General features: G+C 65.9%; 22 protein-coding genes. 15 read left to right on the top strand and 7 right to left on the bottom strand.

Annotated features, from left to right (window positions below):
• Nucleotides 1–27: 27 nt before the first annotated feature.
• The 3 genes from DIE16_RS34660 to DIE16_RS34650 form a co-directional block, all read right to left on the bottom strand.
• Nucleotides 28–1,047 (bottom strand): cyclase family protein, encoded by a 1,020-nt coding sequence (locus DIE16_RS34660; protein WP_124524317.1) that lies wholly within the window; start codon nucleotides 1,045–1,047, stop codon nucleotides 28–30.
• A gap of 66 nt (nucleotides 1,048–1,113) precedes the next feature.
• On the bottom strand, nucleotides 1,114–2,394 hold the full coding sequence (locus DIE16_RS34655; RefSeq protein WP_124524316.1) for a CaiB/BaiF CoA-transferase family protein: 1,281 nt from the start codon (nucleotides 2,392–2,394) through the stop codon (nucleotides 1,114–1,116).
• A gap of 73 nt (nucleotides 2,395–2,467) precedes the next feature.
• Entirely contained in the window at nucleotides 2,468–3,232 is a 765-nt protein-coding gene (locus DIE16_RS34650) for an IclR family transcriptional regulator (protein ID WP_185500287.1), read from the bottom strand.
• Nucleotides 3,233–3,460: 228 nt separating this feature from the next.
• Here DIE16_RS34650 and DIE16_RS34645 point away from each other — a divergent pair, with 228 nt between their 5' ends.
• The 3 genes from DIE16_RS34645 to DIE16_RS34635 all read left to right on the top strand — a co-directional run bounded on the left by DIE16_RS34645 (nucleotide 3,461) and on the right by DIE16_RS34635 (nucleotide 7,135).
• Nucleotides 3,461–4,363 carry a CoA ester lyase gene (locus tag DIE16_RS34645; RefSeq protein ID WP_124484795.1) on the top strand — a complete coding sequence of 301 codons (903 nt, stop codon included), beginning with the start codon at nucleotides 3,461–3,463 and terminating at the stop codon, nucleotides 4,361–4,363.
• A gap of 183 nt (nucleotides 4,364–4,546) precedes the next feature.
• Complete coding sequence (locus tag DIE16_RS34640; RefSeq protein WP_124519433.1) at nucleotides 4,547–5,629, top strand: porin; 1,083 nt, start codon at nucleotides 4,547–4,549, stop codon at nucleotides 5,627–5,629.
• A gap of 45 nt (nucleotides 5,630–5,674) precedes the next feature.
• The gene (locus tag DIE16_RS34635) at nucleotides 5,675–7,135 is read left to right on the top strand and encodes an MmgE/PrpD family protein (RefSeq protein WP_124519432.1); all 1,461 of its coding nucleotides are present in this window, start codon (nucleotides 5,675–5,677) and stop codon (nucleotides 7,133–7,135) included.
• Nucleotides 7,136–7,384: 249 nt separating this feature from the next.
• Here DIE16_RS34635 and DIE16_RS34625 read toward each other — a convergent pair whose 3' ends face one another.
• Genes DIE16_RS34625 through DIE16_RS34615 form a run of 3 tightly spaced genes read right to left on the bottom strand, consistent with a single transcriptional unit; the run spans nucleotide 7,385 to nucleotide 9,565 of the window.
• Nucleotides 7,385–8,047 (bottom strand): amino acid ABC transporter permease, encoded by a 663-nt coding sequence (locus tag DIE16_RS34625; protein WP_124484792.1) that lies wholly within the window; start codon nucleotides 8,045–8,047, stop codon nucleotides 7,385–7,387.
• Between the two features lie 29 nt (nucleotides 8,048–8,076).
• Nucleotides 8,077–8,727, bottom strand: coding sequence for an amino acid ABC transporter permease (locus DIE16_RS34620; RefSeq protein WP_124484791.1), 651 nt, complete (start codon nucleotides 8,725–8,727; stop codon nucleotides 8,077–8,079).
• 10 nt (nucleotides 8,728–8,737) lie between these two features.
• Nucleotides 8,738–9,565 carry a transporter substrate-binding domain-containing protein gene (locus DIE16_RS34615; protein WP_124484790.1) on the bottom strand — a complete coding sequence of 276 codons (828 nt, stop codon included), beginning with the start codon at nucleotides 9,563–9,565 and terminating at the stop codon, nucleotides 8,738–8,740.
• A 479-nt stretch (nucleotides 9,566–10,044) separates the two neighbouring features.
• Here DIE16_RS34615 and DIE16_RS34610 point away from each other — a divergent pair, with 479 nt between their 5' ends.
• The 12 genes from DIE16_RS34610 (at nucleotide 10,045) to DIE16_RS34555 (ending at nucleotide 22,834) form a co-directional block, all read left to right on the top strand.
• The gene (locus DIE16_RS34610; RefSeq protein ID WP_124484789.1) at nucleotides 10,045–10,983 is read left to right on the top strand and encodes a LysR family transcriptional regulator; all 939 of its coding nucleotides are present in this window, start codon (nucleotides 10,045–10,047) and stop codon (nucleotides 10,981–10,983) included.
• Nucleotides 10,984–11,082: 99 nt separating this feature from the next.
• A complete protein-coding gene (locus DIE16_RS34605; RefSeq protein ID WP_124519431.1) occupies nucleotides 11,083–12,231 on the top strand; it encodes an aromatic ring-hydroxylating dioxygenase subunit alpha in 1,149 nt (382 codons plus the stop codon).
• 52 nt (nucleotides 12,232–12,283) lie between these two features.
• Nucleotides 12,284–13,456 carry an ABC transporter ATP-binding protein gene (locus DIE16_RS34600; RefSeq protein WP_124519430.1) on the top strand — a complete coding sequence of 391 codons (1,173 nt, stop codon included), beginning with the start codon at nucleotides 12,284–12,286 and terminating at the stop codon, nucleotides 13,454–13,456.
• Nucleotides 13,457–13,458: 2 nt separating this feature from the next.
• The gene (locus tag DIE16_RS34595) at nucleotides 13,459–14,517 is read left to right on the top strand and encodes an ABC transporter substrate-binding protein (protein WP_124484786.1); all 1,059 of its coding nucleotides are present in this window, start codon (nucleotides 13,459–13,461) and stop codon (nucleotides 14,515–14,517) included.
• 87 nt (nucleotides 14,518–14,604) lie between these two features.
• Nucleotides 14,605–15,852 carry an ABC transporter permease gene (locus tag DIE16_RS34590; protein ID WP_124485063.1) on the top strand — a complete coding sequence of 416 codons (1,248 nt, stop codon included), beginning with the start codon at nucleotides 14,605–14,607 and terminating at the stop codon, nucleotides 15,850–15,852.
• Nucleotides 15,853–15,876: 24 nt separating this feature from the next.
• Nucleotides 15,877–16,710, top strand: a complete 834-nt coding sequence (locus tag DIE16_RS34585; RefSeq protein ID WP_124484785.1) for an ABC transporter permease — start codon at nucleotides 15,877–15,879, stop codon at nucleotides 16,708–16,710.
• A gap of 485 nt (nucleotides 16,711–17,195) precedes the next feature.
• Nucleotides 17,196–18,545: an NAD(P)/FAD-dependent oxidoreductase gene (locus tag DIE16_RS34580; RefSeq protein WP_124524315.1), complete on the top strand. Its 1,350-nt coding sequence runs from the start codon at nucleotides 17,196–17,198 to the stop codon at nucleotides 18,543–18,545.
• 55 nt (nucleotides 18,546–18,600) lie between these two features.
• Nucleotides 18,601–19,047 carry a RidA family protein gene (locus DIE16_RS34575; protein WP_124484783.1) on the top strand — a complete coding sequence of 149 codons (447 nt, stop codon included), beginning with the start codon at nucleotides 18,601–18,603 and terminating at the stop codon, nucleotides 19,045–19,047.
• A 1-nt stretch (nucleotide 19,048) separates the two neighbouring features.
• Complete coding sequence (locus DIE16_RS34570; RefSeq protein ID WP_124484782.1) at nucleotides 19,049–19,726, top strand: DUF1028 domain-containing protein; 678 nt, start codon at nucleotides 19,049–19,051, stop codon at nucleotides 19,724–19,726.
• Nucleotides 19,719–20,885 carry an acetylornithine deacetylase gene (gene argE, locus DIE16_RS34565; RefSeq protein ID WP_124524314.1) on the top strand — a complete coding sequence of 389 codons (1,167 nt, stop codon included), beginning with the start codon at nucleotides 19,719–19,721 and terminating at the stop codon, nucleotides 20,883–20,885. The genes DIE16_RS34570 and argE overlap by 8 nt, the downstream gene beginning before the upstream one ends.
• A gap of 201 nt (nucleotides 20,886–21,086) precedes the next feature.
• The gene (locus tag DIE16_RS34560; RefSeq protein WP_124484781.1) at nucleotides 21,087–21,977 is read left to right on the top strand and encodes an amino acid ABC transporter ATP-binding protein; all 891 of its coding nucleotides are present in this window, start codon (nucleotides 21,087–21,089) and stop codon (nucleotides 21,975–21,977) included.
• On the top strand, nucleotides 21,974–22,834 hold the full coding sequence (locus DIE16_RS34555) for a class II aldolase and adducin N-terminal domain-containing protein (protein ID WP_260426174.1): 861 nt from the start codon (nucleotides 21,974–21,976) through the stop codon (nucleotides 22,832–22,834). Before DIE16_RS34560 ends, DIE16_RS34555 begins: the two co-directional genes overlap by 4 nt.
• A 110-nt stretch (nucleotides 22,835–22,944) precedes the next feature.
• On the opposite strand, the gene DIE16_RS34550 is transcribed toward DIE16_RS34555, so the two are convergent.
• Nucleotides 22,945–23,253, bottom strand: a 309-nt coding sequence (locus DIE16_RS34550) for an FCD domain-containing protein (RefSeq protein WP_124894295.1), incomplete at its 5' end; no start/stop codon positions are given.

The raw sequence follows: 23,253 nt of genomic DNA, 5'->3' as shown, positions 1-23,253 counted from the left end.
CGGCGCGGGTGCGCGCGGCGCCGGCGTTCATACGGTGGCGACCGGATTGACCGGCGACCCGACGAGCCCGCGCAGGTGCAGCGGCGGCGCGGTCAGCAGGAAGCGGTTGCGCCGATGCGCGCGCAGCCAGTCGGCGAGCAGCGTCAGATGCCACAGCTCGCCGAGATGGATGCCGAGCTTGAACAGGCACAGCTCGTGCAGCGGCATCAGCGCGCCGGGCCGCTCGCGCGCCGACGCATGGCGCGGGCGCTCCTCGACCGCATGGTTGTCCGCCGCGAGCGCGGCGAGCCCCGATGCGTCGATCCATTCGAGCAGGCGCGGATCGTTGCCGTCGAGCACGCAGCACACGTCCGGCGCGGCGGGCTCGCCGAGCGCGTCGGCTTCGATCAGGCGATCGGCGAAGCCCGTATGCACGCATACGATGTCGCCGCGCTCGACGACCACATCGTCCGCGCGCAGTACCGACATCCATTCCGCGTAGCCGATCTTGCGCCGCTCGTCGCCGAAGTGGCGGCGCAGGTCGACCATCACGCCGCGCCCCTGCACGCCGGTTTGCGCCATCACCTCGATGCCGAGCGCGCGCGCACCGCCGCGCGGCGCACCCGCTTCGGGCACCCGGATGTGCTCGTCCATCCGGTAGCCGTTGTAGAACACGCGGGCGCGTTCGCCGTTGCCCGCCGGATCGAACAGCGAGCCGACGTGCGACAGTGCATCCCACTGCGTCGAGAACTGCGAGTGCATGCAGAACGAATCGTCGCAAACCACATCGGTTGCGTTGGCAACCTGTTCGTCAGCCCGATAGCCGAAGTACGGCTTGTCGCCGTGCAGCGCCGGCATGATCGCCGGCGGCCGGCGCCGCGCGTTCAGCCCGCCTCCGCGCGGCACGTCGAGCGGCAGGCTCAGCGAGAACACGCGGCCTTCACGCACCTCCGCGACGCCGCGCAGCACCGCGTCGGGCGTCAGCCAGTTCAAGCGCCCTTTCTGATCGTCAGGGCCGAAATCCCCCCAGTTCGAGCCGGGCGGCCGATGGGTCCAGCGTGGCTTCATGGTGTCTCCTCCATGCAATGTCCAGGGTGCGGCGGCCGTCGTTCGCGGCCGCCTCGCACGGCGCGCCTAGCGCGTGCGGATCACGCCCAGCCCGGCGAGCCGCTCGTATTCGCGTTCGCCGAGCAGCGGCAGCAGGATCTCGCGATTGTTCTCGCCGAGTGCTGGTGCAGGCCGGCGGAACGCGCCGGGCGTGGCCGACAGGCGCGGCGTGATGTTGTGCATCGGCAGGCTGCCGACGTCGTCGTCCGGCAGCTCGACGAGCGCCTCGCGCTCGATCACGTAGTGATCCTGAACGATCTGCGCGATGTCCTGGATCGGCCCGACCGTCACGCCTGCTTCCTCGAAGAACGCGAGATTGGCGTCGAGATCGCGCACGGCGATGAATTCGCCGACGATCGCATCGAGCGCCTCCGCGTGCTGCACGCGCTGCACGTTGGTCGCGTAGCGCGGATCGTCGATCAGGTCCGCTCGGCCGATCGCGCGGAACAGCCGCTCGGCCATCGCCTGCGTCGAGCTCGACAGGCACAGCCACTTGCCGTCGCGCGTGCGATACGCGTTGCGCGGCGCGGTGTTCGACGAGCGGCTGCCGGTGCGCGCCTTGATCTCGCCGGTCATCACGTAGTTCGCTGCAGCCGGCCCGAGGATCGACAGCAGCGGCTCGAACAGCGACACGTCGATCACCTGCCCCGCCGCGCCGTGCGCGGCGCGCGCATGCAGCGCGACCAGCACGGCGATCGCGCCGGACAACCCGGCCGTCATGTCGCCGAGGAACATCGGCGGCAACACCGGCTCGCGATCGGCGAAGCCGTTGATCGCCGCGAACCCCGCATACCCTTCCGCGAGCGTGCCGAAGCCCGGCTTGTGGCGGTACGGCCCCGTCTGCCCCCAGCCGGAGATCCGCGCGATCACCAGCTCGGGACGGATCGCGAGCAGGTCGTCCGGGCCGAGCCCCATCTTCTCGGTGACGCCGGGCTTGAAGCTCTCGACGAACACGTCCGCGTCGCGCACCAGCCGGCGGACGATGTCGATCCCCTCGGGCGCGCGCAGGTCGACGCACACGCTGCGCTTGTTGCGTCCGTACACCTTCCAGTTCGTGCTGATCCCGCCCGCGCCGACCGCGCGCAGCGTATCGCCGCGCTCGCTCTCGACCTTGACGACATCCGCCCCGAAATCGGCGAGCTGCACGCTCAGCATGTTGCCCGCCATCAGGCGCGACAGATCGACGACGCGCACGCCCGCGAGCGGCCCCCGCGCGCCGGCGTCGAACGGTTTCGGATGGATCGGGCCGGTGGACGCGCGACGGCGCGCGCCGGCCGCGTGAGCGGCCTGCGGGTCGGGAACGAACATGCTGGTCTCCTGGTTGGTGGGTGAGTCGTTCGATGCGGACTTCGAAGTGCGCGCGCTCGGCCGCGCGCCGGCGCTACTCGAGCAGCGCGCCGAGCTGGTCGGCTGCGCGAAACGCCGCGCCCGCGGCGGGCAGATCGCCGCCCAGCGCACGCGTCAGCTCGGCGGCGGCCGCCTGCACGCGCGGCAGGTAGTCGGCCAGCACCTTCTTGTTGAAGCGATAGCGCGGCACGCCGAGCGAGATCGCGCCGCTCAGCACGCGTCCGACGCCGAACGCCGGGCACGCGATCGCCGCGCTTTCCGGGTCGCGCTCGGCGATCGATACCGCGTAGCCCTGCTCGGCCGTCTTCTCGTAGTCGCCGCCGCGCGTGCCGCTGAACGCGAGCAGCACGCGCCCGGCCGCGCCGACGTCGAGCGGAAAGCGGTCGCCTTCGCGCAGGTGCGTGCGCACCGAGCGCTGCGCCTGGATGCGGAACAGGCACACACGCTGATCCCCTTCGCGTACGTAGAACGCGGCCGTCTCACCGGTTTCCGCCGACAGCGTCGACAGGATCGGCATCACGTACTCGCGCAGCTGAAACGACTCGCGATACATCATCCCGAGCTGGAACACGGCGGGCCCCAGCACGTAGCGCCCATCCGGCAGGCGCTTGATGAAGCGGAACTGCTCGAGCGACTCGAACATCCGCAACAGCGTGCTCATGTTGAGCCCCGTTTCCTCGCTGACCTGCGCGAGCATCAGCCCGCCGGGCGCGTTGCCGAACGCCAGCAGCGCGGTCAGCGCGCGGTTGACCGCGGCCACGCCGCCCTCTGCGGGATTGCTTGTCTCCATCTTGCTCATGTCCACCTCGTGCGATGCCGGCAGAGTCGTGCTGCTGCGGCCGGCATCTAAAAATGAAAGTGGCTTTCATTATACGCAGATCGTCGACGACAGCAACATGAATCAACACAGATTCACTCGCTCGTCATTTCTGAAAATCCCCTTGAAAACTAGGCGTTAACGATAATCTTGACGAATGCCAGCATCCGCCACAAAAATGAAAGCGGCTTTCATTTTCGTGGATCATCGATGGAATTCTCGTCTCAACCGGTCTGGCGCTCGCTGCTGTACGTCCCCGCCCACGTCCCCCGTTTCGTCGCTTCGGCTGCCGCGAGCGACGCCGACGCCCTGATCCTCGATCTCGAGGACAGCGTCCCGCCAGCATGCAAGGAGGCCGCCCGCGACGGGCTGGCCGATGCCGTGCCGGCGTTGCGCGCGCCGGGCCGCGACGTGCTGGTGCGCGCCAACGGCCCGCTCGACCTGCTGGTGCCCGACCTGCGCGCGGCCGTCCGGGCCGGCGTGGACGGCGTCGTGCTGCCGAAGGTGCGCGGCGGCTCGCACGTCGAGGCGATCGACGAACTGCTGGCCGCGCTCGAAGAGGAAAGCGGCGCGCAGCCGGGCCGCACGCGGATCGTCGCGATCGTCGAAACGCCGCGCGCGTTCCAGGCGATGGACCGGATCGCGCAGGCATCGCCGCGCGTCGTCGCGATGATGCTGGGCGGCGGCGACTTCGCGCTGAACTGCGAAAGCGCCGCGAGCGCCGACGTGCTGCGCGTGCCGAAGCAACTGCTGATCATCGCCGCGCGCGCCGCCGGCGTCCTGCCGCTCGGCCTCATCGGCGGCCTCGACGAGCTACGCGATCTCGACGCGTTCGAGCGCGTCGCGCGCGCGTCCGCGGAGCTCGGCTATGCGGGCGCGACCTGCATCCATCCGCTGCAGGTCGGCGCGCTCAACCGCGCGTTCCGTCCCGACGAAGACGCGGTGCGCGACGCGAATGCGGTGCTGGCCGCCTACGACGACGCGTGCGCGAACGGGCGCGGCGCGCTGCGCGTCGACGGCAGGATGGTCGACGCGCCCGGCGTCGCCCGCGCGAAGCGCGTGCTCGCGCGGCACGCGGCCGTGCAGGCGCGTGACGACGGCGCGCCCCGGTGATGCACGCGCCGCCCTGTATCGCCGTGCTTCACCCCGGCACGTGCGCACGTCGCGCGTGCGTCCCGCCGCGACGCAGCCGGTTCGCCGCCCGGCCCGGATAGCGCCGCCCGCGGCACCGCCGCGCCGCTCGACCAGCGCGGCGCCGCAATCAAACAAACAACAAACCCTCGAAGGAGACTAGCCATGGGCAAGCGAATGTCCGCATTGTGCGGACTGGGCCTCGTATCGGCCGGCGCCTGCGCGCAAAGCACGATCACGCTGTACGGCGTGGCCGACATCTATACGGAATTCCTCACCCACCAGGCCGCGCCCGGCGACAAGTCGTCGGCATCGCTCGTGCGGATGGCGTCGGGCGGCAAGAGCGGCTCGCGCTGGGGCCTGAAGGGCGTAGAGGATCTCGGCGGCGGCTGGCAGGCCGCATTCCGGCTCGAAAGCGGCATCAACCTGAACAACGGTACCGGCACCGGCGCGGGCGGCTTCGACCGCTCCGCGTGGATCGGGCTGCAGCACGAGCGCTGGGGCACGCTGCGGCTCGGCCACCAGTATTCGACGCTGTTCGACGTCATGGAGCGCTATTCGCCGACGGGCGCGTACTCGACGCTGTACGAGCCGGCCGGCGCGATCGTCGGTGTCAACTTCCGCGAGAACAACGTCGCCAAGTACCTGGCGAAGATCGGCTCGCTGACGCTCGAAACGCACTATTCGTTCGGCGGCACGCCCGGCGCGTTCCAGGCGAATGCCGCCTACGGCGCCGGCTTCGATTATGCCGGCGCCGCATTCTCGTTCGCCGCCGCATTCGACAACGTCAACACGCCGCAGCCTGGCGGCTTCGCGCATTTTCGCCGCTACGCCGCCGCCGCGATCGTGTCCGTCGACCGCGCGCAGCTGCTGGCCGGCGTCACGCACGGACAAAGCGGCGTCGCCACGCGGTCGGTCGTGACGAACTACACGTTCTGGTGGGCCGGCGTGCGCTACATGATCACCCCTTACCTGCAGGCGCTCGGCGCGTTCTATTACGAGGACATCCGTGCGCAGAATCCGCCGGACGCGCAGGCGAGCGCACCGCACCCGGCCAACCCGCAGCAGGTCACGCTGCAGCTGAACTACTTCCTGTCGAAATCCGTCACGCTGTACCTCGCGGGCGGCTACGCGCGCCGCGCCGCGCTCGATTTCGACAACTACAACTACAACTTCCTCCACTACACGCTGGCCGCCGACCGCGCCGGCAGCGCGGGCGTGGCGCTCGGCCTGCGCAAGCTGTTCTGAGCCCGCCTCTCTCGCCCTTTCAGGAACCTTCGGAGTCTTCAAACCATGAACCGCCGCCACTTTCTTTCCACGCTGACCGGCGCCGCGCTCGCGCTACCACTTGGCCCTGCCCGCGCCGGCTCGCTGCCGGCGGCCGCCGGCAGCCCCGATCTCGCGCAACAGCTCGCCGACTACGCGGCCGGCCTGCAGTATCGCGACCTCGACGCCGCGACGATCGAGACGATCAAGGCGCATCTGATCGACGCGCTCGGCTGCGCGATCGCCGCGCACGACGAACGCCCGGTGCGGATCGCGCGCGACGCGGCGCTCGCGTCGCCGGACGGCGTGTCGACGATCGTCGGCACGAACCGACGCACGAGCCCCGATCTCGCCGCGTTCGCGACCGGCACCGCGCTGCGCTACTACGATTTCAACGACGCGTACGCCGGCAAGGAAACCGGCCATCCGAGCGACAACATGTCCGCGTGCCTCGCCGTCGCCGAAGCGCAGCATGCGAGCGGCCGCGACCTGATCCTGTCGATCGCGATCGCGTACGAGATCGCGTGCCGGCTGATGGACGCCGCCGCGATCAGCCCGCGCGGCTGGGACCACACGTGCTACAGCCTGCCCGCCGTCGCGCTCGCCGCCGGCAAGCTGATGCGCATGCCCGCGCCGCAACTGGTGCAGGCGGTCAACCTGTCGATCAACAGCCATCTCGCGCTGAACCAGACGCGCGTCCAGCAGCTGTCGAACTGGAAGGCGCTCGCCGATGCGGACGCGGCGCGCAACGCGGTGTTCTCGACGCAGCTCGCGCGCGCGGGGCTGACCGGCCCCGCGCCGATCTTCGAAGGCATGGCGGGGTTCTTTCCGCAGGTGTCCGGGCCGTTCGCCGTCGATACGCGCGAATTCGGCGGGCGCGACGGTGCGTTCCGGATCGGCAAGTGCTTCGTGAAGTTCTATCCCGCGCAAGGACTCACCCAAACCGCGATTCCGGCCGCGCTCGACGTCGCCGCGCAGGTCGGCGACCTGCGCCGCATCCGACGCATCGAGATCCACACCACCGCGGTCGGCTACGTGACGGCCGGCCGCGACCGCGAAAAATGGGCGCCGTCGACCCACGAGACCGCCGATCACAGCCTGCCGTACATCGTCGCGCGCGCGATGCTCGACGGTGACATCACGACCGAGAGCTACCGGCACGACGCGCTGCACGATCCGGCGCTGCGCGCGCTGATCGAGCGGGTCACGGTGCAGGAGGACCCGGCGCTGACCGCCCGCTATCCGGCGCAGGCGCCGAACCGGGTGACGGCCGTGTGCGAAGACGGCACGACCTGCGCGAAGCAGGTGGACGAGCTGCCTGGCTCGCCGACGCGGCCGATGCGGCGCGACGACTACGAGGCGAAGTTCGCGAAGAACTGCCGGCGGCACTGGAGCCCGACGCAGATCCGCGCGGCGCTCGATTACCTGTGGCGGCTCGACGAGCAGCCCGACGTCGCGACGCTGCCGCCGCTGCTCGTCGTAGGCTGAGCCGCGTGCCCCGCCCAGGCCTCCGCCACGACGCCATGCCGCTCGAGCACTTGCGCGACCTCGACGATGCGGCCGCGCAGCCACGCGTGCGCGTCGCTGCCGTCGTAGCGGCGGTGCCGGTACAACGACCACGCGACGTGGCTCCATGGTGGCACGGGGATCGCCAGTCAAAACGAAATCGACCTCGCTTTCATCGGCGAGGTCGGTCATCCGTATTCAACCGGCGACTATGAGCCGCCGCGAACAGCATCAGGCGAGCCGGCGCGCGACGCGGCGCTCGACTGCGGTGCCGGCCCAGGTCGACATTTCGACCAGGAGCAGATAACAGACGGACAGCGCAAGCAATGTCTCGACGAAGGCAAAGCTCGCGGAGCCGATCCCGGTCAGCACGAACGTCAGCTCGGGAACCGTGACGATCGACAACACAGCGGTCTCTTTGCTCAGCACGATCGTCAGGTTGGTCAGCGCCGGCAGGATCAGTACCGTCATCTCCGGCAATTGCACACGAAAGGTCGTTTGCCACCATGTCATGCCGAGGCACGAAGCCGCTTCGACATGGCCGCGCGGCACCGCCTCGAAGCCGGAGCGGAACGCCTCGGTGAAATAGGCACCGGCATAGAGTGCGAGACCCACCACGCCCGCCGTCAACGGATCGAACGTCAGGCCGAACGACGGGCCGCCGTAATACAGCAAAAACAGTTGCACGAGAAACGGCGTGCCTCGGAACAGCTCGATATAAACGCGAATCGCCGCGCGTACATAGCGGCCGCACGCCTGCTGGGCAAGCGCGCAGCCAAAGCCGATCGCTGCACCCGCCAGCGTGCTCGCGACCCAGGCGCCCACCGTCGTCGCGAGCCCCGCGCCGATCTGCGGAAGGTTATTCGTGATCACATGGGGATTGAAAGTCAGCATCGAAAGCTCCGGCAAGGATTAGGGCCCGTTCATGCGGCCCGCAGGCGCCGCTCCGCACCGTGCGCGATCAACGCGAGCGCACCGCACAGCAGGAAATAGATCATGCCGGCCGCCACATACGCTTCGAGAGGCTGATACGTGCTGGCAGCGATGTTCTGCGCGGTGCGCGTGATTTCAGCCACGCCGACCACCGAGATCAACGACGATGCCTTGATCAGCAATACCATTTCGTTGACGAGCGACGGCAGCGTCATCCGCACCGCCTGCGGCACCTGGATCCGCCACAACCGATCCTTCGCCGACAGGCCCAGCATCGTCGCAGCCTCGATCTGGCCGCGCGGCAGGTTCACGAATCCGCCCCGCAGGATTTCCGCGATGTAGGACGCCGAGCACAGCGACACGGCGCTGACGGCGGCCGTCACCGGCGATACGTTGAGCCCGACGAACGGCAGGACGTAGTAGACGAGCAGCAACTGCACCAGCAGCGGCACACCGCGAAACACGCGTACGTATGCCCCCGCCGCGGCGCGGATCGCCGCTTGCGGCGCAAGACGGCCGCAGCAGATCACGAGACCGATGAAGAAGCCGAGCACCAGCCCCGCCGCCGAGACTTCGAGCGTCATCGACGCTGCGCGAAACAAGAGCGGCAAGCCGTCAATGAAGGTGGTCAGACTGAACATGGCGTTGCGCTCAGTAGTTTGGCGTCGGCATCTCGGCCGGCAGCGCCGTCGCGACACCGAACCACTTGCGCTGCAGCGTGGCGAGTGTGCCGTTCTTGTCCAGCGTGACGAGCGCCCCATTGAATGCGCTGGCCAGTGACGTGCTGTCGGCATCCTTGCGCAGCGCATAGGCGAAATAGACTTTCGTGCCGAAGGCGGGTTGCACGACGGAGAACACGGCCGGGCGCTGCTTCGCGACATAGGCGACGTTGGTCAGCGAGTTCGCGACGGCGGCGAGGCGTCCGGCCGCGAGATCCGCATACGCCTGGTTGTTGTCGACATATTCGCGGATCGTCGGCGGCTTCGGCAACGTCGCCGCGTAGCTCTTCAGCTGTTCGAGCTGCGCACTGCCCTTGCCCGCCCCCACCACCTTGCCGGCGATATCGGCCGATATTTTCAAGCTTCCGTCGCTCGCGCGTTTGAGCAGCGCGTCGGTAGCCTCGGCGATCGGCAGCGAGAACGCATAGCGCTCCATCCGTGCCTTCGTTACGGTCAGCGGACCTGCAACCATATCGAACTTGCCGGCGTCGAGACCCGGCAGCACGCTTTCCCACGGCAGATCGACGAAACGCACCTTGACGCCGACGATCTGCCCGACCGCCGCGAACAGGTCCTTGTTGAAGCCAGCCTGCTGGCCGTTCTCCAGAAAATCAAACGGCGCGAACTGCATCTCGGTGCCGACGACGAGCTCGCCGCGCTGCTTGACGCGATCGAGCATGCTGTCCGCATGCGCGGCCACGCTGCCTGCCGCCAGCGTCAATGCCACGAGCAGGGAAGTCCAGGGTTTGAATCGTTTCATCTGTCGTACTCCAGTCGAGGTCGAAATGATGGGATGAAATGCCGGACGTTCGCCAGATCGGCCCTTGGCCGAGCGCATCCGCCGCCGTCAGCTGAATCTACGTGGACAATTTGTCGGCGAAAATATTGTTTTCCGATCCACACGGAAGCTTTTATCTATGAAGCCCGTGTAGCCGAGGCATGCCAATGGATCACAGTGGCCGTTCGCCACGTCGATCGCAAAAAATCGGACCATGGGCTTCCAGGGCAGCGCACACGCGAATTGCACGATTTTGACGCGCGCCGCACCAACACGATTCATTCTTCCCCCCGATAAAGTGCATTGCCCGAAAGAAGCGGAACCCGATAAATCGTCGGCATAAAAGCGCAAAGCAAAAAATTATGAAAGACTCCCATATCAATGTTTTTGGCTATGCAAAATGAGCGGCACGTCCCGTCAAGCGGACCGTTCCCGATTGAATCCTGTGCGAGCCCTGCTTCATGGAAAACATTGCATTGCGGTATTCGCTGCGCCAGTTGCGCTACTTCGTCGTCACCGCCGAAACCTTGTCGTTTACCGCGGCGGCACGTCAGCTGCACATCTCGCAACCGTCGATCTCGACCTCGATAGGCGAGCTGGAATCGTCATTCGGCATCCAGCTGTTCATTCGCCATCGCGCGAGCGGTGTGTCCTTGACGCCAGCGGGACGCGACGTGCTCGGCCAGGTGCGCAACCTGCTGAAAAACGCGGAGGAACTGCAGACGATGGCGCGTGAAATGGACGGCGGCATGACGGGCACGATTGCGCTCGGTTGCCTCGTCTCGCTTGCGCCGCCGCTGATGCCGGCGATCATGAGCCGCTTCGTCACCGAGCACGGCGGTATCGGCTTTCGCACCATCGAGGCCAACCAGGACGATCTGCTGCAGGCATTGACCAACGGCACGCTGGACATGGCGCTCACCTACAGCCTCGACCTGACCGAAGACATTGCGTTCACGCCGCTCGTCACGTTGCCGCCATATGCGATCCTGCCGCTCGGACACCGGCTCACGCGCAGCAAGAAGGTTGCGCTCGCCGATCTGCTCAACGAGCCCTATGTTCTGCTCGATCTGCCGCACAGCCGCGAGTATTTCGCCGGACTGTTCGATCCGCTCGGCCGACGCCCGTCGCCGACGTTCCGCTCGTCGCAGCCGGAAGTCGTGCGCGGCATGGTGGCCAACGGTCTTGGCTTCAGCATTCTCAATTTCCCGCTTCGTTCGACCAGCACGGTCGACGGTTCAAACTTTGCCATCCGGCCGTTTCGCGACGACGTCACGTCGATCACCCTCGGCATCGCGATGTCCCGCTACATGAAGCCGCGCCAGCTGGTCACGCGCTTCGCGCAATTCTGCGAGACCTACATACCTGAAGTGCACATCCAGGCAACGCCAGCTGAATAGGAAAAAACTGGCAGTCACATCCGAAAAGAATAGTTGGTCTTGGATTTTGACTTGCTAAATTGCTCGTCACTTGATCAGTGTCCTTGTTTCGGAGCCAGGATGAGCACCATTCCCGCAGCACGTCAGGCTGTCGACGCGATCGTGCGCGATCTGAAGGGCAATTGTGAACGCGACTTTGGCGATGCCCGCGCGATGCCGCCGGCGGTCTACACATCGCCGGAATTTCTCGAGCGCGAACAGCAAACGATCTTCCGCAACGAATGGCTGTGCATGGGGCGTGCGACAGCACTGCCGAATCCGGGCGACTTCCTGACCGCCGAGATCGCCGATCAGCCGATCATCGTGATCCGCCGCGAGGACGGCACGCTGCGCGCGATGTCGAATGTCTGCCTGCATCGGATGTCGACGCTGCTCGAAGGTCGCGGCAATGTGCGCCGGATCGTCTGTCCATACCATGCATGGAACTATTCGCTCGACGGCGATCTGCGGGGCGCACCGATGATGGACAGGCAGGACGGTTTCTGCAAGGACACCTACAAGCTGCCGCAGGTGCGCTGCGAGATCTGGCAAGGCTGGATTTACGTCACGCTCGATCACGACGCTCCGCCCGTCGCGACGCAGTTGAAGGAACTCGACGAGCTGATCGCCGACTACGATATGTCGTCCTATGTCGAGACCTTCCACGAGGAACACGTGTGGAACACGAACTGGAAGATCCTCGCGGAAAACTTCATGGAAAGCTACCACCTGCCGATGCTGCATCGCGCGACGGTGGGCCCGCATTCGAAGCTCGACGAGATGGAGTGTCCGCCAGGGCGGCCGGCCTTCAACTATCACTGGATCACGAAGGAAGCATCGCTGCCGATCGGCAACGCCCATCCAAACAACACCCGTCTGCAAGGCCAGTGGCGCAAGACGACTGCCCTGCTCGCGATCTACCCGACCCATCTCGTCACGCTGACACCGGGCTATTTCTGGTATCTGGTCCTGCAACCGTTGGGCGTCGATCGCGTGCACATCCGCTTCGGCGGCGGCTTGTCGCCGGAATTCATCGACGATCCGCAGGCAGCCGGATACATGGCAACGCTGAAGACACTGCTCGACGAAGTCAATCTCGAAGACCGGCGCGGTGTCGAGGCAGTGTTCCGCGGCGTGCACGCACCGCTCGCGAAACCCGGCCATCTGAGTCACCTGGAGCGGCCGAATTACGACTTCGCACGTTATCTCGCGTCGCGCGTGGCAACCTGAAACGTCGCCGGATCGCGACGCAGTCCGACACATCATCTCATTGAATCTTTCGATGGCCAGTCAACCCTACATTTCGTTCGTCGGCGTCAGCAAGTCTTACGACGGCCGGCATGCGGTCGTCGACGGACTCGATCTCGACATCGATCAGGGTGAATTCGTGTCGCTGCTGGGGCCGTCCGGCTCCGGCAAGACGACGACCCTGATGATGCTCGCCGGCTTCGAAACACCGACCGACGGCACCATCCTGCTCGACGGCCGCCGCCTCGACGACAAGCCGCCGCACCTGCGCGACATCGGCATGGTGTTCCAGAACTACGCGCTGTTTCCGCATCTGACGATCGCGGAGAACGTCGCGTTTCCGCTTTCGGTGCGCAAGGCCCCGCGCGACGAACGCAAGGCGCGGGTGAAGCGCGCGCTCGACATGGTCGAGCTGTCGCATCTTGCATCGCGTCGTCCGGCGCAGTTGTCGGGCGGCCAGCAGCAGCGCGTCGCGCTGGCGCGCGCGCTGGTGTTCGAGCCGCGCGTCGTTCTGATGGACGAGCCGCTCGGCGCGCTCGACAAGCGGCTGCGCGAAACGATGCAATACGAAATCATGCGGCTACATCGCGAGCTGTCGCTGACCGTCGTCTACGTGACGCACGATCAGAACGAAGCATTGACGATGTCGGATCGCGTCGCGGTTTTCTCGGACGGTCGCATCCAGCAGGCAGCGACGCCGACCGAGCTGTACGAGAACGCCCAGAACGCGTTTGTCGCGAACTTCGTCGGCGAGAACAACGGTTTGACCGGGCGGGTCGGCGCGCTCGACGGCGAACTCGCCACGCTCGTGCTCGCCACCGGCATGACGATCCGCGGGCGCCGCGGCAGCCATGTCGAGTCCGGTGACGCCGGGACGCTCGCGTTGCGTCCCGAGCGAGCGCAGGTGTTCGCCGCCGGTGCGACCAACCTGCCCGCGGACGTGAACGCACTCGCCGCGACGGTGCGCGACATCGTGTACTGCGGCGATCATCATCGGGTGCTGCTCAAGCTCGGCGGCGACGCCACGATGGTCGTCAAAGTGTCGAACACGCGTCTCGTCGCGCTGCCGCCGATCGGCGCCGCAGCTACGATCGTGTGGCGTTACGACGATTGCAAGGTGCTGTCGTCGGCGGTCGCCCGGGTCTCCAGTTCCGCCGTTCGCTTACCCGTTCCACCCGTTGCCGTGCCCTTCGCCGCTGGAGTCTGAAAATGAAAAACCCCCACTACGCCGTTCTTCGCCGCACCGCGGCGGTCGTGATCGCGCTTGCCGCGCTGCCCGCCACCGCTCATGCAGCGGACACGCTGTCCGTCGTCACGTTTGGCGGCGCATATGAGACGGCCGCGCGTCAAGCGTGGTTCGATCCGTTCACTGCGAAGACCGGTACGAAATTCGAAACCGAGTCCTACGACGGCGGTCTCGCGAAGCTGCAGGCCATGGAACAGGCGAAGAATCCGACCTGGGACCTGATCGACATGGAGACCAACGACGCGATCAATGCATGCGACGAAGGTCTACTCGAGAAATTCGACAGCAAGACGATCGGCAATACCGCGGATTTCCTGCCCGGCGCGCTGCGAGATTGTTCAGTTGCCGCGATGGTCTGGTCGACCATCTACGCTTATGACGCGTCGAAGCTGAAGACTGCGCCGACCACGATCGCCGACTTTTTCGATCTGAAGAAATTCCCCGGCAAGCGCGGCCTCAGGAAATCGCCGAAGGTCACGCTCGAATGGGCGCTGATTGCCGACGGCCTGGCACCGGCCGACGTCTACAAGGCGCTGGTCACGCCTGCCGGAGTCGACCGTGCATTCAAGAAGCTCGATACGATCAAGTCGAGCATCGTCTGGTGGGAAGCCGGTGCGCAGGCGCCGCAACTTCTCGCGGACGGCGCGGTGACCATGGTGCAGGCCTACAACGGCCGGATCGACAGCGCCGTTCACAAGGACAAGAAGCCGTTCAAGACCGTCTGGGACGCGCAGGTGTACGACTACGAATGGTGGGGTGTGCCGAAGGGCGCGAAGCACGCAGCGCTCGCCAAGCAATTCATCGCCGCGTCGTCGCAGCCGCAGGCATTCGCCGACCTGTCGAAGTACATCGCTTATGCGCCTCCGCGCAAGGCCTCGCTGCAACTGATCGACAAGACCCGCCTTGCCGACCTGCCGACCGCGCCTGCGAACTTCAAGCGCCCGATTCAGATCGACGCGAACTTCTGGGCCGACAACGGCGATACGCTGAACAAGCGCTTCCAGACGTGGCTCAGCCAGTAAGCCGAATCTCATCGAAGTCGTAGTGGTTTTGCGCGACGCGTTCCAGCCGGGCCGCGTCGCCCTGGAGTTCCGATGAACGACTCAACCATGCCCCCCGTGACGGCAGCCGGGCCGGCGCTCGCCGGCGCGCGCGCCGCCAAATTCCGCCAGGCGCGGCGCAAGGCGGCGATGCGCGCGCTGCTGCTGACGCTGCCTCTCCTCGTGTTCCTGCTCGCGACGTTCATCGCGCCGATCGCCTCGCTGCTCGCGCGCAGCGTGCGCAATCCGGAGCTGTCCGATGCCATGCCGGCTTTCGCGCAAACGCTGCGTCAATGGGACGGCCGGGGCTTGCCGGGCGATTCCGCCTTCGCAGCGCTCGCCACCGCGCTGAAAAGCGCGTCCGACGCCGGCACGCTCGGCAACGTGGCGCGCCGGATGAACTTCTACCAGCCGGAATTCCGCAGCCTGCTGCTGAAGTCGGCCCGAGCGGTGCGGGCTCAGGACGTCGTCACGGCCTGGAAACCGGTCCTGCTCGCTGCCGATGACCGCTGGGGCGAGCCCGAAACGTGGCGCCTGCTGAAACGCGCATCGTCGCGCTGGACGCCCGACTATTTGCTGAACGGCGTGGACGCACAGGTTTCCCCCGCGGGCGCGATTCATGGCGTGCCCGCGAGCGGCGCGGTGTATCGCACGGCGTTCGTGCGCACGGTGTCGATCAGCGCAACCGTCACGCTGCTGTGCCTGCTGTTCGCGTATCCGGTGTCGTGGCTGCTCGCCAATCTGCCGGCGAAACAGGGCAACCGCCTGATGCTGTTCGTGATCGTGCCGTTCTGGACCTCGCTGCTCGTGCGCACGACGGCGTGGTACGTGCTGCTGCAACCGGGCGGCGTGATCAATCGCGTGCTGCTCGCACTGCATGTGGTCGATCATCCGATGCAACTCATCTTCAATCGTGCCGGCGTGCTGATCGGCATGACTCACGTACTGCTGCCCTACATGATTCTCGCGATCTACTCGGTGATGAAAAGCGTGCCGCCGATCTACATGCGCGCCGCGCAGTCGCTCGGTGCTCACCCGGTGGTGGCGTTCTTCCGCGTGTATGTGCCGCAGACGCTGCCCGGCATCGGCGCCGGCTGCTTTCTCGTGTTCGTGCTGGCGCTCGGTTATTACATCACGCCGGCGCTGCTCGGCGGCGCCGGTGACGAGATGATCAGCCAGTTGATCGCGTCGCAAACCAACGACCAACTGAACTGGGGTCTTGCGGGTGCGTTGTCCGCGTATCTCGTGATCTTCACCGCCGTGTTCTATTTCATCTTCAACCGGCTCGTCGGCATCGACCGGCTCCGGTTCGGCTGACGCCTGACGTCACTGGAGCGCCCCGTGTCCGTCAATCCCAACAGTCTTCCGTCGACGCGCGTTGCTACCGCATGGGTGCGCATTCATTGCGCGCTCGTGCTGTTCTTTCTGGTCGCGCCGATCCTCGTGATCATTCCGCTGTCGTTCAACTCGGGGGCGTACTTCTCGTATCCGATGGACGGCTTCTCGCTGCGCTGGTATGCGCAGGCATTCGGCAGCCCGGACTGGCAGCGTGCGTTTATGAACAGCATCGCGATCGGCTGCGCATCGACCGCGATTGCGACCGGTCTCGGCACACTCGCCGCCATCGGCCTCGCACGGGACGACTTCCCGTTCCGTTCGCTGATCATGCCGCTCCTGATTTCGCCGATGATCATCCCGATCGTCGTGGTCGCGGCCGGTTTCTATCTGATCTTCGCGCCGCTTGGGCTGGTCAATTCGTATCCGGGCGTGATCCTCGCGCATGCGGCGCTCGGCACGCCGTTCGTGGTGATCACGGTGACGGCGTCCCTGCTGTCGTTCGATCAGAGCCTGTTGCGCGCGGCCGCCAATCTTGGCGCCGCACCGTGGACTACCTTTCGGCGCGTGACGCTGCCGTTGATCCTGCCCGCCGTCGCGACGGGCGGCGTGTTCGCGTTCGCGACCTCGTTCGACGAGGTGATCGTGATCCTGTTCATCGGCGGGCCGGACCAGCGCACCGTGCCCCGGCAAATGTGGAGCGGCATTCGCGATCAGATCGATCCGTCGATTCTCGCCGTCGCCACCGTGCTGATCGTGTTCGCGCTGCTGCTCTTCACCAGTATCAACTGGCTGCGCGGCCGAGCTCAGGCAGCGAGCGCCGCGCGCGAGCCGGCCTAGTTGGCTTTCCGTCCTGGCCGGCCGGCGCTGCGCGACCATTGCCGTGCCGCCGCGCTTTCGCGAAACCCGCGCGCCTGGCGCGATTGCCCGCACCGTCCCGGCTTTTGCCTTTGTCCAATGATGGCCCCGGCGCGCCCAGGCTTGCGCGTTCACCGCGCAACTTGATCGAAACGCGCCGTCAGCGTCCGGTGCAAGTGGCTTCGGACCGAGGTGCCTTATTCATGTACATGTCTGCATAGCCAAACCTGATGCAAAGCATTTTTTAAATATATTTTTCGGATTCTCTCGACAGGCGTAGATTTTCCCGAAGACCGCGCAATTCAACGCGAGGAAGGCCTTGCGACTCGGATCGGTTCGAACTGCGGATTCACTTCCGTTCCTTTCCCGCACGATACAAGCGTCGACCCGTCGCGTCGTGAGCGTTGTGACGAAGACGGATTCCAGCCCATGAACAACCAAATCGATACGCATCAGGAAGAACCATCATGACCGTGGAAGTCACATCAATCGATACGCTGGTGGTCGGCGCCGGGCAAGCCGGTGTCGCGATGAGCGAACACCTTGGTGCACTCGGCGTGCCGCATCTCGTGCTTGAACGCGATCGCATCGCGGAACGCTGGCGCACCGGCCGCTGGGATTCGCTGGTTGCAAACGGTCCGGCCTGGCATGACCGCTTTCCGAACCTGACGATCGGCGGCGTCGATCCGGACGGCTTTGCGACGAAGGACCAGATGGTCGACTACTTCGTCGAATACGCGAAGATGATCGACGCGCCGATCCGCACCGGCGTCGAGGTCAAGCGCGTGGTGCGCGATGCCGGCCGCCAGGGTTTCGTCGTCGAGACTTCCGACGGGACCCTCCACGCAAACCGGGTCGTGGTTGCGACCGGCCCGTTCCAGCGGCCGATCATTCCGGCCATCGCACCGGTCGACCCGGCCCTGACGCAGATTCATTCGGCCGACTATCGCAATCCCGCACAACTGCCCGCCGGCAACGTGCTGGTCGTCGGCGCCGGCTCGTCGGGTGTACAGATCGCCGACGAGTTGCAACGTTCGGGCCGCCAGGTCTATCTGTCGGTCGGTCCGCACGACCGTCCGCCGCGCGCCTATCGCGGCCGCGATTTCTGCTGGTGGCTCGGCGTGCTGGGTCTGTGGGACATGGAAGTGATGAGCCCCGGACGCGCGCACGTGACGATCGCCGTCAGCGGCGCGGATGGCGGCCACACGGTCGATTTCCGTCGCCTCGCGCACCAGGGCGTGACGCTCGTCGGCCTGACGAAGTCCTTCGATCACGGTGTCGTCACGTTCGAAGAGGATCTCGCCGCGAACATCGCGGCCGGCGACGAAAACTATCTGTCGCTGCTGGACGCGGCCGACGCCTATGTCGCGAGCAACGGTCTCGATCTGCCGGAAGAGCCCGACGCGCGTCGGATCCCGGCCGATCCGGCATGCGTGACCCACCCGCTCGCCGGCCTCGACATCGCTGCGGCGGGCGTTACGTCGATCATCTGGGCAACCGGTTACGCGAACGATTATGCGTGGCTGCAGGTCGATGCCTTCGACGAGAACGGCAAACCGAAACATCAACGCGGCGTGTCGAAGGAGCCCGGCGTCTATTTCGTCGGTCTGCCGTGGCTGTCGCGTCGCGGCTCCGCGTTCATCTGGGGCGTCTGGCACGACGCGAAGCATGTGGCCGGGCATATCGCGACGCAGCGCAGCTATCAGAGCTATCACGAATCCGCGGCGCAACGTGTGACGAAACCCGCGCAGCACGACGTCGCTCCGGCTGAGCCGGAAGTCACGCTACCCATGGTGACCCGGGCCGCCGCGCACTGATCGTCGCACCGAGCCGAACCGCGTAGTTTATTGAACCCCCTTCCCGGAATTCACGATGAGCCAGCCTACCCACACCCGTATCCGCATGTTCAATACAAAGGATACCTATCCGAACCAGACGCTCGACAACGACCTGTGCCAAGCCGTGCGCGCCGGCAATACCGTGTACGTGCGCGGTCAGGTCGGCACCGATTTCGACGGCAACCTGATCGGCCTCGGCGATCCGCGCGCGCAGGCCGAGCAGGCGATGAAGAACGTGAAGCAGTTGCTGGAGGAAGCCGGCAGCGACATCACGCACATCGTGAAGACGACGACCTACCTGATCGACCCGCGCTATCGCGAGCCGGTGTATCAGGAAGTCGGCAAGTGGCTGAAGGGTGTCTATCCGATCTCGACGGGACTCGTCGTGTCGGCGCTCGGCCAGCCGCAGTGGCTGATGGAGATCGACGTGATCGCCGTGATTCCCGACGGCTGGCAGCCGGCGCCCGCGACCGGAGTGTGACATGACGTTCTCGATCGTCGGACGGTGTGCCGAAACCGGACAACTCGGCATCGCGATCAGTTCATCGAGCATTGCGGTCGGCGCGCGCTGTCCATGGGTTCGCGCCGGCATCGGCGCCGTGGCGACGCAGAACGTCACGCTGCCGTCGCTCGGCCCGCAGGTTCTCGATCTGCTCGGCGGCGGCGCGCCGGACCCCGCGCAGGCGCTCGAGGCCGCGCTTGCCACCGACCGCTGGCGCGACTATCGGCAACTCGCCGTAGTCGATGCGCAGGGGCGGGCCGCGTTCCAGACCGGCGCACATGCGCTCGGTCTGCACCATGCGGTGGCGGGCGAGCAATGCGTCGCCGCCGGCAACATGCTGGCGAGCCGCGACGTGATCGACGCCATGGTGCCTGCGTTCGAGAACACCCCCGGGCTGCTCGCCGACCGTCTGCTCGCCGCGATGCAGGCGGCGATCGACGCCGGCGGCGAAGCCGGCCCGGTCCATTCGGCCGCGCTCAAGATCGCCGATACGCAGGTGTGGCCGCTTGTCGACCTGCGGGTCGACTGGACCGATGACGCGCCGATCGCCGCGCTCGCCGCGCTATGGCACGCCTATCGTCCGCAGATGCAGGATTACGTCACTCGCGCGCTCGATCCGACCGCGGCACCGAGCTACGGAGTACCAGGCGATGAGTGAGTCGACCCGCCCGACCAGCCGCGCGCTGCTCGCCAAGCTGATCGCATTCGAAACGGTCAGCCGCGATTCGAACCTCGCGATGGTCGAGTTCATCCGCGACTATCTGGCCGGCTACGGCATCGACAGCGAGCTGTTCTACAACAACGAGCGCAGCAAGGCCAACCTGTTCGCGACCATCGGGCCGCGCGATCGCGGCGGCATCCTCCTGTCGGGCCATACGGATGTCGTGCCCGCGGACGGCCAGGCGTGGACCGTCGAGCCGTTCGAGATGAGCGAGCGTGACGGCCGGCTGTACGGCCGCGGCACCGCGGACATGAAAGGCTTTCTCGCTTCGGTGCTGGCGGCAGTGCCGATGTTCGTCGAGCGCCGGTTGACGCTACCGATCCATCTGGGCTTTTCGTATGACGAGGAGATCGGCTGTCTCGGCGTGCGCCCGATGCTGACCGAACTCGCAACGCGTCCGCACCGGCCTGTTCTGTGCGTGATCGGCGAGCCCACCGAACTGAAGCCGGTGCTGGGCCACAAGGGCAAGCTGGCGATGCGGTGCCACGTCAAGGGTGCCGCGTGCCATTCGGCGTATGCACCCTACGGCGTCAATGCGATCCAGTACGCGGCCCGTCTGATCAACCGGCTGGAGGAGATCGGCGACCGCCTCGCTCAACCGGAACATCACGACGAGCGTTTCGATCCGCCGTTTTCGACGGTGCAGACCGGCGTGATTCGCGGTGGCAAGGCGCTCAACATCGTCCCCGAGGCGTGCGAGTTCGATTTCGAAGTGCGCACGCTGCCGGGCTTCGACGCCGATCAGGTGATCGACGAATTGCAGGCCTACGCGCAGGAACACCTGACACCGAAGATGCGCTCGGTCCGCGCGGACTGCGACATCCGGATGCAACCGCTGTCGGCCTATCCCGGCCTTGCGACGCCCGACGACGGCGACGCAGCCCGCCTGTTGGCGATCCTCAGCGGATCCAGCGCGTTCGGCACCGTTGCGTTCGGCACCGAAGGGGGGCTGTTCGGAGCGGCCGGCATCCCCACCGTGGTCTGTGGGCCCGGCAGCATGGATCAGGGCCACAAGCCGGACGAGTTCGTCACCGTCGAGCAATTGCGTGACTGCGATTCGATGCTGCGGCGCCTGGCGGATCATCTTTCCTCATAAAGACCGGCGGCCCGCTTGGCCCGGCTCGCGGCAGGTCGGGTACGGCGCCGGTTTGCATAGGGAAAACTTTCGACCTGCATCCAAAAAGAGTTTTTTTCTATCAATATCGACCGCGTAAAGTCGATCCATCGCCTTGGCATCCCGTCTATTGCGCCGCATCGGGCCCGCACGGCTCGATGACCCTACCTGATCGAGGTATTTATGAACGCAGTCAGCCACATTCACGAAAGCGAGCTTGCCGTGACGCGTGCCTGCGCATCCGCGTCACCGCTCATCGAGGTCGACGGCCTGCACAAACGTTTCGGTGACGTCGATGTGCTGCGCGGCATCGACATCTCGATCGAGCGTTCCGAAGTGGTCTGCCTGATCGGCCCCTCGGGCTCGGGCAAGAGCACGCTGCTGCGCTGCATGGCGGCGCTCGAAACCTACGATCACGGGACGATCCTGATCGAGGGCGAGACGCTCGGATATGTCGAGCGCAACGGCGCGCGCGTGCGCGCCTCGTCCGGCGAGATCAACCGCGTGCGCCGCAACATCGGCATGGTGTTCCAGCAGTTCAACCTGTGGCCGCACATGACCGTCCTCGGCAATGTCACCGAAGCACTGCGGCGCGTGCGCCGGATGCCGGCCGCCGCGGCGAACGAGATCGGTGGCCGCATGCTCGAGATGGTCGGGATGTCCCACAAGGCGGATGCCTATCCGCTGAAACTGTCGGGCGGCCAGCAGCAGCGTGTCGCCATCGCTCGCGCGCTGGCGATGGAGCCAAACATCATGCTGTTCGACGAGCCGACTTCCGCACTGGATCCGGAACTCGTCGGTGAAGTGCTGCAGGTGATGAAGCAGCTCGCCCGCGACGGCATGACGATGGTCGTCGTCACGCACGAGATGGGCTTCGCTGCTCAGATGGCCGACCGCGTGGTGTTTCTCGATCATGGCCGGATCGCCGTGAGCGGCGCGCCGGGCGAGGTGTTCCGCCGCTCCGAGAATCCGCGCCTGCAGCAGTTCTTGCAGAACTACCGCGACCGCAACGCGTTCTGGAACGCTACCGACACGAGTGCGGCCACGGACAGCGTCGTCACCGGGAGTCGGTGAACGAACCCCGCAACCCACGCACGCCGGTTTTGGCGAGGCCGGCATCTCTGCCACAGCCTCTTTGGTGTGGCGATCAACGCAAAATCCTTCACTTGCACCTGCACGTTCGGCGCCCTTCTCTACCAATCTTTCCCATGAACGAACTCCAGCTTCGCATCGATCTCGCGGCCGCCTTCCGCTCTTTCGCCCGCTTGGGCATGCATGAAGCGGTCGCGAACCACTTCAGCCTCGCCGTTTCCGACGACGGCTGCCGCTTCCTGATGAACCCCAAATGGATGCACTTCTCGCGCATCCGTGCGAGCGATCTGGTCCTGCTCGATGCCGACGATCCGTCGAGTCTTCAGAACGGCAGAATCGATCCGACCGCGTGGGCGATCCACGGTCAGTTGCACAAGCGCTTGCCGCACGTGCGCGTGGCGATGCACCTGCACCCGGTGTTCGCCACCGCGATCTCTACGCTGAGCGATCCGACCATCCTGCCGATCGAACAAAATACCGCACGTTATTTCAATCGCGTCGCGCTCGATACGGCGTTCTCCGGCATGGCCGACACCGAAGACGAGGGCGCGCGCCTCGTGGCGCTGCTGAAAGACAAATCGCGCCTGATGATGGGCAACCACGGCGTGCTGGTGACGGCGCCGACGGTCGGCGAAGCCTTCGACGACATGTACACGCTCGAACGCGCCTGCCAGATCCTCGTCAACGCATATGCGACCGGCAAGCCGATCAACGTGCTGTCCGACGAAGTGGCCGAGAAAACGGCTCGGGACTGGGAACGTTTCCGCGATTTCTCGATCGCTCATTTCGACGAGATGAAGCGGATTCTCGACGTCGAGGAACCGTCTTATCGCGAGTGACCGGAAGGGCTGCGCCAGAGGTTGCGGTTGAAGATCCGCGCCCCGTCCTCCTTTGCCTTGCGTCTCGTCGGTGCGGCCCCGCGATGCGCGTGTGCGTCGCGGACCGCCCGTTATTTCGCGTACAGCTTGACGACGCTCGCTTCCACGACCCGCGTGATTTCCTCCATCCGCCAGCGGATGTGCGTGTCGGTCAACGCAACGCACCGTTCGGTGTCGCGCGCGGCGAGCGCGTCCAGGATCTCCAGGTGCTCGGTGAAGGCCTCGTCGCGCCGTTGATCGACGTCGACCCATCGCACGTAGTGAATCCGCGCGTTGATTCCCTGCAGTACGCGCCCGATCTCCGCATTGCCCGACAGCGCTGCAAGCTCCAGGTGAAACAGTTCGTCCTTCAGGACGAGCTCCGACGACGGCATCCGAGA

It is taken from the genome of Burkholderia sp. Bp9090, from assembly GCF_003857985.1.
Classification (GTDB): Bacteria; Pseudomonadota; Gammaproteobacteria; order Burkholderiales; family Burkholderiaceae; genus Burkholderia.
Note: the sequence above shows the minus strand (reverse complement) of the source record. Positions and strands in the feature narration are given on the sequence as shown.

Coding starts and splice junctions, on each gene's coding strand:
- DIE16_RS34570 (WP_124484782.1), top strand. CDS start 19,049: ATGACGTTCTCGATCGTCGGACGGTGTGCCGAAACCGGACAACTCGGC.
- DIE16_RS34620 (WP_124484791.1), bottom strand. CDS start 8,727: ATGTTCAGTCTGACCACCTTCATTGACGGCTTGCCGCTCTTGTTTCGC.
- DIE16_RS34580 (WP_124524315.1), top strand. CDS start 17,196: ATGACCGTGGAAGTCACATCAATCGATACGCTGGTGGTCGGCGCCGGG.
- DIE16_RS34615 (WP_124484790.1), bottom strand. CDS start 9,565: ATGAAACGATTCAAACCCTGGACTTCCCTGCTCGTGGCATTGACGCTG.
- argE (WP_124524314.1), top strand. CDS start 19,719: ATGAGTGAGTCGACCCGCCCGACCAGCCGCGCGCTGCTCGCCAAGCTG.
- DIE16_RS34590 (WP_124485063.1), top strand. CDS start 14,605: ATGCCCCCCGTGACGGCAGCCGGGCCGGCGCTCGCCGGCGCGCGCGCC.
- DIE16_RS34645 (WP_124484795.1), top strand. CDS start 3,461: ATGGAATTCTCGTCTCAACCGGTCTGGCGCTCGCTGCTGTACGTCCCC.
- DIE16_RS34600 (WP_124519430.1), top strand. CDS start 12,284: ATGGCCAGTCAACCCTACATTTCGTTCGTCGGCGTCAGCAAGTCTTAC.
- DIE16_RS34650 (WP_185500287.1), bottom strand. CDS start 3,232: ATGAGCAAGATGGAGACAAGCAATCCCGCAGAGGGCGGCGTGGCCGCG.
- DIE16_RS34595 (WP_124484786.1), top strand. CDS start 13,459: ATGAAAAACCCCCACTACGCCGTTCTTCGCCGCACCGCGGCGGTCGTG.
- DIE16_RS34640 (WP_124519433.1), top strand. CDS start 4,547: ATGGGCAAGCGAATGTCCGCATTGTGCGGACTGGGCCTCGTATCGGCC.
- DIE16_RS34575 (WP_124484783.1), top strand. CDS start 18,601: ATGAGCCAGCCTACCCACACCCGTATCCGCATGTTCAATACAAAGGAT.
- DIE16_RS34655 (WP_124524316.1), bottom strand. CDS start 2,394: ATGTTCGTTCCCGACCCGCAGGCCGCTCACGCGGCCGGCGCGCGCCGT.
- DIE16_RS34610 (WP_124484789.1), top strand. CDS start 10,045: ATGGAAAACATTGCATTGCGGTATTCGCTGCGCCAGTTGCGCTACTTC.
- DIE16_RS34560 (WP_124484781.1), top strand. CDS start 21,087: ATGAACGCAGTCAGCCACATTCACGAAAGCGAGCTTGCCGTGACGCGT.
- DIE16_RS34605 (WP_124519431.1), top strand. CDS start 11,083: ATGAGCACCATTCCCGCAGCACGTCAGGCTGTCGACGCGATCGTGCGC.
- DIE16_RS34660 (WP_124524317.1), bottom strand. CDS start 1,047: ATGAAGCCACGCTGGACCCATCGGCCGCCCGGCTCGAACTGGGGGGAT.
- DIE16_RS34625 (WP_124484792.1), bottom strand. CDS start 8,047: ATGCTGACTTTCAATCCCCATGTGATCACGAATAACCTTCCGCAGATC.
- DIE16_RS34635 (WP_124519432.1), top strand. CDS start 5,675: ATGAACCGCCGCCACTTTCTTTCCACGCTGACCGGCGCCGCGCTCGCG.